Genomic DNA, 13280 nt, shown 5'->3' with positions numbered 1-13280 from the left:
CAGGAGCGCCCGATGCAAATAGTCTTTTTTAAAAAAATAAACCAGACAAGCTACTACTACCAGATACATGACAGACAGGGACACCTCTTTACAATGTATTCTTTTACAGCATCTTGGTGGCAAAACAACGGCAAAGCAAGAGAAAAATACTACACATTTAAAACCAGAAAAGAACGTGACAGAACCCTAAGACAAATCCTGCAAAAAAAACAAAAAGACGGCTACAAAATCCTCTACCACTACTTTAGAGACGCAAAAGAAATAGCAGTCTCATCCATGATAAAAAAGATGAGCATATAAATAATATTTATACCGAACGCACAGCCAGCCAACGCTGGCTGTGCTGCCACCGGCAAAAGAAAGACAAGAAACATCCTTTAAAAACAGTCTCATATCTATTACAATAAAAATACAGCGCACAATATTTTGAGGAAAAAAAAGCAAGTGCAGATAGAAATACCAAAATTGTATAAGAAATATTATATAGATAAAAACGACCAACGGGAAATACTATTTGAAAAAATACAGGACATTTATAAACCGGATAGAGGCTTATATCCTGGTAGCTTTGTACATATAACCCCATCCTTTTTTATCAGGGACATGACCTACATTGACACTGACAAAAGAATTGCCGCATTTTTTGATGATAAAAAAGTTATAAAATACATAGAAGCAAACAAAAGATACGATGATAATCCTGTTATCACTGCCATTATGGGAGATTTTTCAGATAAACTCCCACTGGAAGAAAACACCTTTGATATTCTTTTTTCTTTTTATGCAGGCTTTATTTCTCAATCCTGTAAAAAATATCTTAGAAAAGGTGGAATTCTTATCTGCAACAACAGCCATGGAGATGCAAGCATAGCATATACTGATCTGGATTATAAATTTATTGCCGTTATAAAAAGAAACAACGATAGATTTACCATATCGGATAAAAATCTTGAGGAATACTTTATAAAAAAAGATAAAAGCCCAATAGACATAAAGAAAGTCCTTGCAAAAATGACAGGAGAGAATTTTACAAAAAAAGCCTATGCATATATATTTACTTTTTCTCCCATGATAAGACTTGAGGAGAGCTCTTCTTTATAGCGTTTTGCTTGCTTGTGCTATGCGAAGTCAGGACATGGATGGTTTTTATCGAGTGTTGAGGTCTAATCGGATACCCGTGTGTTAGCAATTATAGGGCGCCACATTTTATTTATTGGGCTTCTATAAAAAAGTCTTCTTCATTATATTCAAAGCTTGCTATAATTCTTTTTGAAAGCTTAACAATACTGTTAGCGCTAAGGTTTGTTTCTATATAAATATCTGTGTTATCTATCTTCTCTGGGTTTCTTAATTCATTAGGATTTCTTGTAAAATATGGTCGCTTTTGTCCTGCTAAATTAAGAACTATGTTAAATTGCTCTTTATGAGCAGAAAGCATAAGATTGACTATTTTTATCAACAACTCTTTCCATGATTGCACAGGGTATCTGGTTCCTTTAAAAGTAAATGATACAATTCTTTTCCCACTATAACTATCGGAGGAAATGTCTGATATCTTGTTATATTCAGGTTGTGTTGTGGTTTGTATTTTCTTTTTGGTATTTGTGGTGGTACCTTGAGTAATTTTTATCAAAAACTCTTCTGCTGTTTCATTATCAGGTTTATAGCCACATAATTTTTCTGTAGTATCAGCCAATAGCTCAACTAAAAGCTCATTGGGTTCTGTTATTATCTTGTTCCACGCCTTTGGAAGTGTTTCTCTTGTCAAATATTCTTTTTGTCTACTTTTATACAGATTCTCGGCATTTTCTACTGCTCTATCAGAGATAACATTCTCTTTTGATAAAAACTCTTCAAACTTATTTACAATGTCTTCGGTCTTTTGATCGTATATTTCTATTGTATAAAACTTTCTTTGTTCCCAACTGCCTTCTCTAAGAGGTAAATAAAACCACCAGCTAATACCATTTGTTAATATTGAAAGTTTTACTCCTTTTTTAAAAGAATAATTTAAAAGTTGTTCTTGGTGTTTCTCCAAATCTTCTCTAATTTTTTTTACTTCTATAAATACCTTATCTCTCATATTATATCTAAGTGCATAATCCACTCTTTTACTGCCAACGGAATATTCTGGGTAAATCTCATCGATGTTAAATGGATTCCAACCTAAGGCTTTTAGAATTTTTAAAACTACAACTTGTTTAGTAGCTGCCTCATCAAAAGAAAAAAGTCTTCTGTCTTTTTTAAGATCTTCTATCAAATTAAACATTTCTTCATTCATTTTTTTTTAAACGACTCCTTTGTACACTCTTACTGCCAAAATAACAATATCAAATTTGTTGGTATGTGCTTATAACCCTTATAATACAACAGTTTAAATATCACTATTCTGGATGTACTGGTATTTTTTTATATTCATTTTCATCTTCTTATATAATATTGTCAAGCGACTTTTTTTGTCTATTTGGATTTGTTTCTGTGTTCTGTTTGTGATTATTGTATTCTTTGCCGTAGGCAGGAGGGATCGCGTCTTTTTTTTGTTTTGCTTGTATGTGCGCGCTCCTGACGTTCGGTTTTAGTTGTGTTTTTTTATTTTTAAGAAGTTTTTTATGTATTCTGCTATTTTTTGTGGTTGTTCTATATGTGGCATATGGTTTTGTCCTTCTATGCTATAGAAATATACTATTCCAAGTCGGGATGTAAACTCGTGTGCGTGTATGATTTTCATGACTTTGTCTTCACGTCCCCAGAGGAGGAGTACGGGTTGTTTTATGCCGGGGAGTATGTTGTCCAGATAGTCTCTGTGTATGAGGTACTTGGTTACGAGTTTTAGTGAGTCGTTGGCGTTGTGTTGGAAGAGGGCGGAGAGTATGTAGTCGCGATAGTCTGGTGGAACTGCTTCTTTTGATGTAAATGCGGAGTTTTCTATGGAGTTTTTTGCTATGTCGTAGTTGTTGAATGAAAATGCAAGGTCTACTAGTGGACCAAATTTTGAGAGCTGGAATGCAAAGTTATCGTCCTGTACTGCAAATCCATATGGGTCTATGAGTATTAGAAGTGGGGTTTTGTCCGGTGCCCGGTATGCCAGATGGCTTGCTAGTCTGCCGCCTAGTGAGTGGCCTATTATTATGGCTTTTTCTATGCCCATTTTTTGCATGAATTTTATAAAAAAGTCTGTGTATTTGCTGGGATAGTAGTAACCCGGGTCTTGGGGTTTATCAGAGAGTCCTGCTCCTGGCCAGTCTGGTGCATATATTGGGTGTTCTTTTAGGTATGGTGCAATGTAGCTTATACCAAGGCCTGTGCCGTTGTAGCCGTGGATGTATAGTATTGGCATGCCTTTTGCTTTTGTGTTATAGCGAAAGTATGCTGTTTTTTGTCCGTTTATTTCTGTATATTCGGGTGTTGGTGGTTTTGTTGTTTCTTTCATTTTCACTCCTCCTTGACATGCCCAGAGTGTAAGTATTGCTGCCAGGCTAAGAATGGTTTTTGTTATGTTTTTCATCGATTGTAAAGTATGCTCCTTTTTTGTATAGTGCTAATCATATTGTAATATACTTTTTTTTTATAGGCGGAGGTACTGGTTTTGAGTTTTTTTGATAGGCTTTCCGAGCTTTCTGATAAAAAAGATAGTTTATTGTGTGTCGGGCTTGACCCCAGACTTTCTTGCGAGGAAGAGTCTGATGTCTATTCTGCTATTATCAATAAAAACAAACGGGTTATAGAGGCTACTGTTGATTATTCGATTGCCTATAAGCCTAATAGTGCTTTTTACGAGGCATATGGTCCTGAGGGGATGCGTGCGCTTGAGGATACGGTAAAGCTTATACAGGATAGTGGGGCATTGTGTGTGCTTGATGTTAAGCGAGGGGATATTGGCTCCACTTCAGAAGCTTATGCTGCTGCATGCTACAGGTGGCTGAATGCGGATGCTGTTACTCTCAATCCTTATATGGGTAAGGATGCGGTAAGTCCGTTTTTGTCGCATGAGGGTAAGGGTGTTTTTGTTCTGTGCAGGACAAGCAACCCAAGTGCCTGCGAGCTTGAGGAGAAGTTTCTAATAGGAGGGCAGCCTGTTTTTGAAAGGGTTGCCGAGCTTGCAGCCGAGTGGGGGAGCAATGTTGGTCTTGTTGTAGGGGGCAATATGCCGGATGTTCTTGTTTCTCTTAGACAGAAGTATCCAGATGTCTGGTTTCTTGCTCCGGGTGTGGGAGCGCAGGGTGGTAGTGCCTACGATGCTGTTTTATCTGGTGCAAGGGCTGACGGCAAGGGTGTCTTAGTTGTGGTTGCAAGAGCTATATATAATGCAGAAGACCCTGCAAAAGCTGCAGCCGATATCACTGAGGATATAAGGCGTGCACGACGGGATATAGCGAAGGCAGATAAAACCTCCGGACAGGATTATCTAAAACAGAAGGTGTTGCGTGGGCTTATAGATGCCAATTGCTTTAAGGTTGGCGATTTTGTTCTAAAATCCGGCAAGCGTTCTCCTTTTTATGTAGATCTCAGAAGGGTACCGTCTTTTCCATCTCTTTTTGAGAATGTTGTTCTGGCGTATGCAGCTCTTGCTGAAGGTTTGGATTTTGACTGTATTGCTGGTATTCCTACTGCTGGTCTTCCTTTTGGTGCGGCTCTTGCTTATGCTCTAAGAAAGCCTCTTATCTACCCACGCCTGAGTGTAAAGGACCATGGGACCAAGAGCAAGATAGAGGGGGAGTATGAGGCAGGTCAGAAGGTTTTGCTTGTTGATGACCTTATAACAACAGGTGGAGCCAAGATAGAGGCTGCTGAGATACTAAGAGAAGCGGGTCTTCTTGTGTCTGACCTTGTGGTTCTGCTAGAGAGAGGTGCAGAAGGTAGAAAAGAGATGGAAAACGCAGGTATAAAACTCAATGCTTTTGCCCATATACGCGAGTTTTTGCCTATGTGCAGGGACATGGGACTGATAGAAGAAAAAGATATGCAAAAAATGCTTGATTTTGCAGAGGGAAGAGCATAACAATAAAGAAAAGAGCACAACAATAGACTGCAAGACTAAGTACATATATGCGGCAGGATTAAAGACTGCCGCATATATAAAAGCAGAAGAGAGTCACAAATATATATGCTAAAACCTGCAGTTTGACGATAAGAGCAGTAGCCTGTATAAGTATATAAGTAAGTATAAGACAATAATAAGTATAAGGCTGTGGAGTGCCGGCATCTAGCCAGCTGATTTTTTGTAGAACAGGATATAACATAATATATGAACAATCCTATAGACCTTGCAAAGAAAATCCTATCATACAAGCCAAGCATAGCTGATATACAATTCCCATTCTCTGTCGGCGACTTGCTTATAGGCTTTATTCTGCCCATTCTGCTTACAATTATAATATACAAACTCATAATATACTGGCTTGGTCGGATATTAACCCGTGCTGGAGCAAAAGAAGAAACCAGGACAACTGTAAAACTCTGGGTAAGACGCATATTGAGATTCTTTGCTTTTATAATAGTATTCTTTCTTGCCTTTAATCTCTTTGGTGCAAGAATAGCGGAATACTTGGGAAAAATATATAAGATATTAAACGAACCCATACTAAGCTCTGGTCAGACAAACATTTCTCTTATAACAATATTTATGCTAATTCCCGTCATGTACCTTGCAACTGCAAGCGGTAACATAACAAGAAGCTTTCTGGAAAAATATGTTCTTGACAGAGTCAAGAATATGGACCCATCAAGGCGTTTTACAATAGCAAGCCTTACCCGTTATGTTGTTATAGTCATATCAGCTATAATAGGACTGTCCTTTATAGGTATCAACATCTCCTCCCTCTTTGTCCTCTTGGGAGTACTCGGGCTAGGAATCGGATTTGGCCTGCAGGGACTAGTTGCCAACTTTTTTGCAGGACTCATCATAATATCAACCAGACCAATAAAAGAAGGTGACAGAATACTCATAGGAGACGTGGAAGGCACAGTAAAAGAAATCCGCATGCTGACAACAGTAGTAAACACCCTCTTAAACGAGAGCATAATACTCCCCAACTCAAGAATAGTGGACCAGGACGTATACAACTACTCTCACTTTGACAGACAAGTCATTCTCAGAATCCCATATCAAGTATCCTACAACTCGGACCTACACCTCGTAAAAAACATCCTGCTTGATGCAGCCTCACAATGCCCCTACAGATACAAGAGAAAACAAGCTGACGTTTTGCTAAGATCATTTGACTCATCCGGCATAACAATGACCCTTCTTGTCTGGATAAACAACGTAGACGACAAATACTATGCAATAAGCTGGCTCAATTTTTACGTCTGGGAACAATTTAAAAAACACAGCATAGAAATCCCGTATCCTCAGACTGACGTACACATAAAAACCCTGCCTGACAACATAACAATAAACAAAAAATAAACCGAACGCGCATAGGCTCGCAGGGCTCGCCATGCGCTGCCTGCGGCACAATCAGAACAAAAAGACACCACCATCCTTATCCTCCGCTTTCTTGACACAAGACAGATTACACCTTACTATCCACTTATTATGACAGGAAAAGAACTTAGACAAAAATACCTTGATTTTTTCAAGGAAAAAGGACATGCGATAATATCAGGATTTTCCCTCATACCGGAGAACGATCCAACAGTACTTTTTACAACAGCAGGAATGCATCCTTTGGTCCCCTATCTCTTGGGAGCTGACCACCCTGCAGGCACAAGACTTGCGGACTACCAGAGATGCATAAGAACAGGAGACATAGACTCTGTAGGAGACCCCAGCCATCTTACATTTTTTGAGATGCTCGGTAACTGGTCACTTGGCGACTATTTTAAAGAGGAAGCCATCAAAATGAGTTATGAGTTTCTTACATCGCCAAAATGGCTGGGAATAGACCCTGCAAGACTTTCTGTAACCGTATTTGCAGGTGATGACGACGTACCACGTGACGAAGAATCTGCTGCGATATGGGAAAGCTTGGGAATACCCAAAGAACGCATATACTTTATGTCAAGAGAACACAATTGGTGGGGCCCTGCAGGACAGACAGGACCATGCGGACCAGATACAGAGATGTTCCTTGACACAGGAAAAGAAGCCTGCGGACCTGAGTGCAAGCCAGGCTGTCACTGTGGAAAGTATTTTGAAGTTTGGAACGACGTATTTATGCAGTACAACAAGAAAGCAGACGGCACATTTGAGCCACTTTCAAGGAAATGCGTTGATACCGGTATGGGACTTGAAAGAACAACCGCAATGCTGCAGGGAAAACGCTCCGTATACGAGACTGAGTTTTTCACCCCTATAATCAATGCAATAGAGAAAAGAACAGGAGTAACATACGGGCAGGAAGAAGAAAAAGACATCTCTATAAGAATAATATCAGACCACATCAAAGCAGCCACATTTATTCTGGGAGATGAGAGGGGAGTAAGCCCGTCCAACGTAGGTCAAGGATACATACTAAGAAGACTTATAAGACGCGCTATAAGACACGCAAGAAAACTTGGAGTAACAGGCAATTTTATCTCAACACCGGCAGAAGTAGTAATAGAAATGTATAAAGAATACTATCCACTTCTGGAAGAAAAAAAATCATTTATTTTAGAAGAACTTACAGCAGAAGAAAACAAGTTTCTAAAAACCCTGCAAAAAGGCGAACAGGAGTTTGAAAAACTGCTCCCCAATCTATTAAAAAGCACACAAAAAATAATCCCCGGCAGAATAGCCTTTAAACTCTACGATACATACGGCTTTCCCATAGAGATAACAGAAGAACTAGCATCCGAACACGGACTTAGCGTAGACAAAGAAGGCTTTGACAAAGCCTTCGAAAAACATCAGCAGCTTTCCAAACAAGGCTCAGAAAAGACCTTTAAAGGCGGACTTGCGGATCACAGCGAAGAAACAACTAAGCTGCATACAGCGACACACCTATTACACAAAGCACTTAGAATGGTTCTTGGAGAGCATGTACAGCAAAAAGGAAGCAATATAACTGCAGAGCGGCTTAGATTTGATTTTTCTCATCCGGATAAAATGACACCGGAGCAGATAAAACAAGTGGAAGACATCGTAAACCAGAAAATAAAGGAAGACCTTCCTGTTACAATGGAAGTAATGACATTGGACGAGGCAAAAAAACGTGGAGCTATGGCTTTCTTTGCTGATAAATACGATGAAAAAGTCAAAGTATATTCTATAGGAGATTTCTCTATGGAAGTCTGCGGAGGTCCACATGTAGAGCATACAGGAGTTCTTGGCCTCTTTAAGATACAAAAAGAGCAGTCTTCATCTGCCGGAGTAAGAAGAATAAGAGCTGTCCTTATTTCTGAGAATAAGGACGCTTAATTACCTTTCCTAGCTGACCGCACGCACCATTGATAGAACGGCCCTTGCGGTGTCTTACGGTTACCGCAAGGCCTTTTTTTTCCAGATAATCTTTAAATCTTTCTATGTTTTCTTCAGAAGGACTTTTATAATCCATACCCTCTATTGGGTTCCATGGTATCAAATTTACCATAACAGATAATCCTCGGGAAAACCTAACAAGCATATCCATATCTTCTTTTGTATCAGTAAGCCCGTCAATAAGAACTATCTCGAGAGTAACTCTCTTGTTCTTTTTGTATTGGAAGAATGTCAGAGCTTCTTTTATATCATCAGGCGGATACTTTTTGCTTATTGGCATTATAAGTTCTCTTTTTTCCGGTATTACCGTTATAAGTGATACGGCAAGACGGATATCTGGTCCTTTTTCTGCTATATCCATTATTCCAGGCACAATCCCACAAGTAGATACCGTTATATGTCGTTTGCTTATTCCTGCACCCGCAGGATTTGTTATTATCTCAACAGCCCGCTTTAAATTTTCAAGATTCAGCAGAGGCTCTCCCATGCCCATAAAGACTATATGTGACAGCTCTGGATACCTTTTTTTTAGAAACAACCATTGCGACACAATCTCTTCCGCACTTAAATTTCTTGCAAAACCAAGGGAACCTGTTTTGCAAAAGGAGCATCCCATTGCACAACCTACTTGAGAAGAAAGACAGGCTGTTTTTCTTCCTTTCCCATCTTCCAGCAAAACAGTCTCTATGATATTGGAATCCTCAAGCAGTATTTCTGCTTTTTCTGCAGAATCCTCTTTTGCATATATCTTGCCCAGCTTAGAATTGGTGATACAGAAAGAATCTATCAGCCTGTTTCTCATATCCTTTGGCAGATTGGTCATACTGTCAAAATTGTCAACAAGATGAGCATGTATCCATTGGAATATCTGTTTCCCCCTGTATAGGGCAGCATCATCCAGTAGAGAAGCTATTTCGTCGGGGAGAAGAGCACATAATTGTTTTTTTTGCATAATGTTAATCAAGCTTTTCCATTATGTGCTGAATATGCACATTCTTAAAACCTCTCCTGAAAAATTCCTCCAGGAGAGCCTTAGTTTCTTCCTTCTGGTTAAGATGAATAAGACAATCTGCAAGCTCTATATAAATCTTGGGATTATTGGGATCAACAGGCAATATACTCTTAAGAGAATCTGCAGCTTCCTGATATTCTTTTCTAGCTTTGTGCACAAGCGCAAGGCCAAGAATAGCATATGTGTCAAACTCTATATTAAGAGCCCTATGATAATATTCCTCTGCTTTTTCTATCTGTCCTAGATGTCTGTATGCATCTCCAGCACGAGTAAGTATGACCTTGTTGTTTGGATCATTTTCCAGAATCTTCTCCCAGTATACAAGGGACTGTTTGTGGTCTCTTAGTCCTCTATAGCAGTCTGCGAGACCAAAAAGGGCATAAAAGTTATCCGGATCTTTTTCCAATGCCTTAAGGAAAAAAGGAATTCCCTTATCAAAGGTTTTTATCTTTCTATGACAGTTTCCAATGGACGTAAGAACCCTGATATCAACATGATCCTTATCCTTTTCCATGACTGCTTCCCAGTAAGAGAGTGCTGTCTGATAGTCCTTAAAGTCGTAGTGTAGGTGTCCTAGCCCTATAAGCGCATACGGGTTTTTTTCCTCTATTTCCAGCACTCTGAGATAAAGCTCTTTGGATCGCTTAAAATTGTGCACCTTCCTGTAAGCATCGGCTACTCTTGTAAGCACTGTTACATTGGTATCATCATATCTAAGATATTTTTCCCATATTTCTATCGCTTTTTCATAGTCATTGAGAGCTTTGTAGCAATCTGCTAAGCCAAAAAGAGCATAATTATTCCCCGGATAGTATTTTAAACATAGCTCATAATACTCTTTTGCTTTCTGAAAATCTTCTTTTTTCCTGTAGGCATCTCCGAGCCCTACCAGAGCGTAATTATTGTGTTTATCGATATCTAGAATCTTTTTAAAATGTTCTATTGCCTCTTCTATCTTATCCTGTTTTAGAAGAGTATATCCTTCTTGAGACAGTTCCAGAATTTTCTGATCGCTTTCTTCTAACTGTGATGGATCAATCTGATATAACTGATTGTGTCCTGCAAAATCCTGGGAGTTGTTATCTTGTATGCTCATTATCTTCCCCTTCCTCAATCCAGTTCTTTACTATCCCGGCCATGTGGAGTGTAATAGCTTCTATTTTTTTTCTATTACCACTAAGATAATAGAGTTTTAATGCATCTAGAAATCTATTCTTCTTAAAATATATGTCACCAATCCTTACAAGCCCATCCTTATAGTCAGTTGTAAGAAATATCCTTCTAGCATCTTCTACATTACCATTGTTAAGAAGTTCGTTTCCCTTTCTTATAAGTTGTACTCGTTCTTCTTTACCAATGGCAGGCCTTTTTGGTGCTTCTGTCAGCCTTAGAAAGCCTTCTTTTGGTATTTTCTTTAAGATTTCATCATCCATCAGTCAATTCTCATAAAACTTTATATTAACATTGTATTATAAATCTTTCAACAATTTATAATCATTATTATTTTAATACAAGTTTAAGCATCCTATTATGACAAAACAATAGCTTTTTACAATAATTTCTGATAAAAGTCATTATCCAATGTTGTTATAGGCTTCCCTTTGTAGATAACAATCTGTCATCTTCCTGTTTTTTATAAGCTTTGGAAAGGGCAATCCCCCATGCTTTAAAGGCTGCTTCTGCCTCATGATGTCCATTTTCTCCGTAGTGTTTTATTATATGTAGATTTATTCTTGCAGAATTGGTAAAACCAGTAAAAAACTCTTTTAACAACCACAGATCAAAATCGCCTGCTCGTGGATTGGAGAACTCTGCCTTATAGACGAGATATGACCTTTCGCAAACATCTATTACAACCTGACATAAGGCATCGTCCATGGGTATTGTACAGTCTCCGTATCTTGCAACCTTCTTATAGAGCTTGAATAACTCTCTAAAGACCTGTCCCAGCACAATGCCAGTGTCTTCCACAAGATGATGAGGATCAACTTCTATATCGCCTGCTGCCTCTATATTAATATCAAATCCCCCGTGAAAAAATGCAGAGTTTAGCATATGCGAGAAAAACGGCAGAGGAGTTTTTATCTTGGGGGCATTTTTGCTTTCCGGTTTAAGACATATTTTTATATCTGTCTCTTTTGTCTTTCTTTCTACTATAATATCTTTCATTTATTGCTCCTGTTATGTCTATTCTTTTATATCGAGTTTTGAGAGCAATTTCTCAACCCTGTCATAATTTATTTTATAGTATGCAGGATTTGCCACTAGATATACATTTATTTTTGCGAGCTCTTTTAGGACTTTTAGATTATTTGCCTTGAGAGTTGAGCCTGTTTCTACCAAATCAACTATGTATGGTGTAAGTCCTAAAACAGGAGCAAGTTCTACAGAACCGTTAAGCTTTATTATTTCTACTGATATGCCCATCTTGTGGTAATAATTCCTTGTAAAATGAGGAAACTTGGTTGCTATAGATAATCTTCTGGAATAGATGTCGTTTTCATTGGCTTCCTTTTTTCCTGCAAGGCACATTCTTGTACTGCCAAATGGCATTGCGGCAAGTTTTAACAAGTTTGCAGAGCTTTCTCCCAGCACATCTTCTCCACATATGCCAAGTCCTGCTATGCCATGACTTATGTATGTTGGCAAGTCACTGTTCTTTACAAGAAAAATTCTGAGACTATTATCCTTATCTCCTATTACAAGCTTTCTATCGTCTGTTGTGTCTATTTCTATTCCCTTTTCTGAGAAGAATCTTTGCACCTGTTTCAATAGTCTTCCCTTGGGCAATGCCATTGTAAGAGGTTTATTGTCCATTTTAGATAGACTCCTTTAATGTTTTGTTTATTCCTTCCGGCAGAAGTTTTTCTTTCTCTTGCATAAGAGATTCTATCTTTCTGAGCATTATGGAGAATCCTATGGCAGGACAATCAAGACCAAAGTATCGTAGCAAATTATCGTATCTTCCTCCTGATGCCACCTCTGAGTCTGCACCATCCATATATACACGGAATGCAATACCGGAATAATAGTCATTGATACCTATTTCCGACATGTCTATTTTTATATTTTCTTTTGGTATATTGCTTTGTTTTACTGTTTTTAGAAGGCTTTTGCATTCTTCCATAATACTTTTATCCAACTTAAGACTTGTTAATAAACTTTCAAAAAGATCTGAGTCTCCTACAAACATAACAAGATTCTCAATATTTGCTATTTCTTCTTCTGTGTATCCACCTATAGATAGTAATTCTCGTAGTGCTCTTTTGTTTCTCAATAGTATGGCTGTTTTTATTTGTTTTTTTGTTGACATGTCAATCTGGGAAAAAATAAGGTCAAACACTTTCTTGGATCCGAGGTGTATTGCAAAAAAGGGAGTTTTAAATATTTTTATACTATCATAAAGCAGATTTAGAATTTCTATGTCCGCATTTCTTTCTTTTATGCCTATTAGTTCTATGCCTGCCTGAAAAAACTCATCTCTTGATATGTCTTCCTGTCCTTCGTGACGCAGTATTGTATCTGCATAGCTTATACGTACCGGCAGGTCTTTTTTTGTGAGGCTTGTGCCAAGTTGTTTTGCGATAAATAGAGTTATATCTGACCTCAGCATGAGGACTTCTCCCTCTCTGTCTACCATCCTGTATGTTTTGCTTATCATTGACTGGTCCATAAGAGGAGCATATATATCAAAAAAGTCAAAAACTGGGGTCTGAACAGGGAAATATCTGTTCTTTATATATAGGTCTTCCAGCTTTCTTACTGCATATTTGTGTAGAATAGCCTCATGCTGAAAAAGCTCTTCTGTCCCTCGGGGGGTTCTAAATACAATGGTTTTGTTCTTATCGTCTTTCATATTTTCTT

At 38.3% G+C, this 13280-nt stretch carries 13 protein-coding genes; 5 read left to right on the top strand and 8 right to left on the bottom strand.

Annotated elements, in window-relative coordinates; all coding sequences use genetic code 11:
* Positions 1-12: 12 nt before the first annotated feature.
* Together WKV44_08610 and WKV44_08605 are read left to right on the top strand one after the other, a co-directional pair.
* Positions 13-300: a hypothetical protein gene (locus tag WKV44_08610; GenBank protein MEM5948604.1), complete on the top strand. Its 288-nt coding sequence runs from the start codon at positions 13-15 to the stop codon at positions 298-300.
* A 303-nt stretch (positions 301-603) separates the two neighbouring features.
* Complete coding sequence (locus tag WKV44_08605) at positions 604-1101, top strand: class I SAM-dependent methyltransferase (protein ID MEM5948603.1); 498 nt, start codon at positions 604-606, stop codon at positions 1099-1101.
* 109 nt (positions 1102-1210) lie between these two features.
* On the opposite strand, the gene WKV44_08600 is transcribed toward WKV44_08605, so the two are convergent.
* Positions 1211-2281 carry a restriction endonuclease subunit R gene (locus tag WKV44_08600; protein MEM5948602.1) on the bottom strand — a complete coding sequence of 357 codons (1071 nt, stop codon included), beginning with the start codon at positions 2279-2281 and terminating at the stop codon, positions 1211-1213.
* Positions 2282-2575: 294 nt separating this feature from the next.
* Positions 2576-3430, bottom strand: a complete 855-nt coding sequence (locus WKV44_08595) for an alpha/beta hydrolase (GenBank protein ID MEM5948601.1) — start codon at positions 3428-3430, stop codon at positions 2576-2578.
* 156 nt (positions 3431-3586) lie between these two features.
* Between WKV44_08595 and pyrF the strand changes: the two genes are divergently transcribed.
* The 3 genes from pyrF to WKV44_08580 all read left to right on the top strand — a co-directional run bounded on the left by pyrF (position 3587) and on the right by WKV44_08580 (position 8344).
* Complete coding sequence (pyrF, locus tag WKV44_08590; protein ID MEM5948600.1) at positions 3587-4999, top strand: orotidine-5'-phosphate decarboxylase; 1413 nt, start codon at positions 3587-3589, stop codon at positions 4997-4999.
* A gap of 246 nt (positions 5000-5245) precedes the next feature.
* Positions 5246-6409: a mechanosensitive ion channel domain-containing protein gene (locus WKV44_08585; protein MEM5948599.1), complete on the top strand. Its 1164-nt coding sequence runs from the start codon at positions 5246-5248 to the stop codon at positions 6407-6409.
* Between the two features lie 129 nt (positions 6410-6538).
* A complete protein-coding gene (locus tag WKV44_08580; protein ID MEM5948598.1) occupies positions 6539-8344 on the top strand; it encodes an alanine--tRNA ligase in 1806 nt (601 codons plus the stop codon).
* Here WKV44_08580 and rlmN read toward each other — a convergent pair.
* From rlmN to WKV44_08550, 6 genes are all read right to left on the bottom strand, one after another.
* Entirely contained in the window at positions 8319-9356 is a 1038-nt protein-coding gene (rlmN, locus tag WKV44_08575; protein MEM5948597.1) for a 23S rRNA (adenine(2503)-C(2))-methyltransferase RlmN, read from the bottom strand. The two genes, WKV44_08580 and rlmN, sit on opposite strands and share 26 nt — an antisense overlap.
* Positions 9357-9360: 4 nt before the next feature.
* Complete coding sequence (locus tag WKV44_08570) at positions 9361-10512, bottom strand: tetratricopeptide repeat protein (GenBank protein ID MEM5948596.1); 1152 nt, start codon at positions 10510-10512, stop codon at positions 9361-9363.
* A complete protein-coding gene (locus WKV44_08565; GenBank protein ID MEM5948595.1) occupies positions 10496-10849 on the bottom strand; it encodes a hypothetical protein in 354 nt (117 codons plus the stop codon). Before WKV44_08565 ends, WKV44_08570 begins: the two co-directional genes overlap by 17 nt.
* Positions 10850-11003: 154 nt before the next feature.
* The gene (hisB, locus tag WKV44_08560; GenBank protein MEM5948594.1) at positions 11004-11585 is read right to left on the bottom strand and encodes an imidazoleglycerol-phosphate dehydratase HisB; all 582 of its coding nucleotides are present in this window, start codon (positions 11583-11585) and stop codon (positions 11004-11006) included.
* A gap of 18 nt (positions 11586-11603) precedes the next feature.
* The gene (gene hisG / locus WKV44_08555) at positions 11604-12233 is read right to left on the bottom strand and encodes an ATP phosphoribosyltransferase (protein ID MEM5948593.1); all 630 of its coding nucleotides are present in this window, start codon (positions 12231-12233) and stop codon (positions 11604-11606) included.
* Position 12234: 1 nt separating this feature from the next.
* The gene (locus WKV44_08550) at positions 12235-13272 is read right to left on the bottom strand and encodes an ATP phosphoribosyltransferase regulatory subunit (GenBank protein MEM5948592.1); all 1038 of its coding nucleotides are present in this window, start codon (positions 13270-13272) and stop codon (positions 12235-12237) included.
* Between the last annotated feature and the right edge of the window lie 8 nt (positions 13273-13280).

It is taken from the genome of Spirochaetia bacterium 38H-sp, from assembly GCA_039023545.1.
Lineage (GTDB): Bacteria > Spirochaetota > Spirochaetia > Winmispirales > Winmispiraceae > Rarispira > Rarispira pelagica.
Note: the sequence above shows the minus strand (reverse complement) of the source record. Positions and strands in the feature narration are given on the sequence as shown.

What these genes read in the sequence shown, in the direction of transcription:
- WKV44_08585 (MEM5948599.1), top strand. Translation starts at nt 5,246, where the DNA reads ATGAACAATCCTATAGACCTTGCAAAGAAAATCCTATCATACAAGCCA.
- WKV44_08610 (MEM5948604.1), top strand. Translation starts at nt 13, where the DNA reads ATGCAAATAGTCTTTTTTAAAAAAATAAACCAGACAAGCTACTACTAC.
- WKV44_08570 (MEM5948596.1), bottom strand. Translation starts at nt 10,512, where the DNA reads ATGAGCATACAAGATAACAACTCCCAGGATTTTGCAGGACACAATCAG.
- WKV44_08605 (MEM5948603.1), top strand. Translation starts at nt 604, where the DNA reads ATGACCTACATTGACACTGACAAAAGAATTGCCGCATTTTTTGATGAT.
- hisB (MEM5948594.1), bottom strand. Translation starts at nt 11,585, where the DNA reads ATGAAAGATATTATAGTAGAAAGAAAGACAAAAGAGACAGATATAAAA.
- WKV44_08600 (MEM5948602.1), bottom strand. Translation starts at nt 2,281, where the DNA reads ATGAATGAAGAAATGTTTAATTTGATAGAAGATCTTAAAAAAGACAGA.
- WKV44_08580 (MEM5948598.1), top strand. Translation starts at nt 6,539, where the DNA reads ATGACAGGAAAAGAACTTAGACAAAAATACCTTGATTTTTTCAAGGAA.
- WKV44_08595 (MEM5948601.1), bottom strand. Translation starts at nt 3,430, where the DNA reads ATGAAAGAAACAACAAAACCACCAACACCCGAATATACAGAAATAAAC.
- WKV44_08550 (MEM5948592.1), bottom strand. Translation starts at nt 13,272, where the DNA reads ATGAAAGACGATAAGAACAAAACCATTGTATTTAGAACCCCCCGAGGG.
- hisG (MEM5948593.1), bottom strand. Translation starts at nt 12,233, where the DNA reads ATGGACAATAAACCTCTTACAATGGCATTGCCCAAGGGAAGACTATTG.
- rlmN (MEM5948597.1), bottom strand. Translation starts at nt 9,356, where the DNA reads ATGCAAAAAAAACAATTATGTGCTCTTCTCCCCGACGAAATAGCTTCT.
- WKV44_08565 (MEM5948595.1), bottom strand. Translation starts at nt 10,849, where the DNA reads ATGGATGATGAAATCTTAAAGAAAATACCAAAAGAAGGCTTTCTAAGG.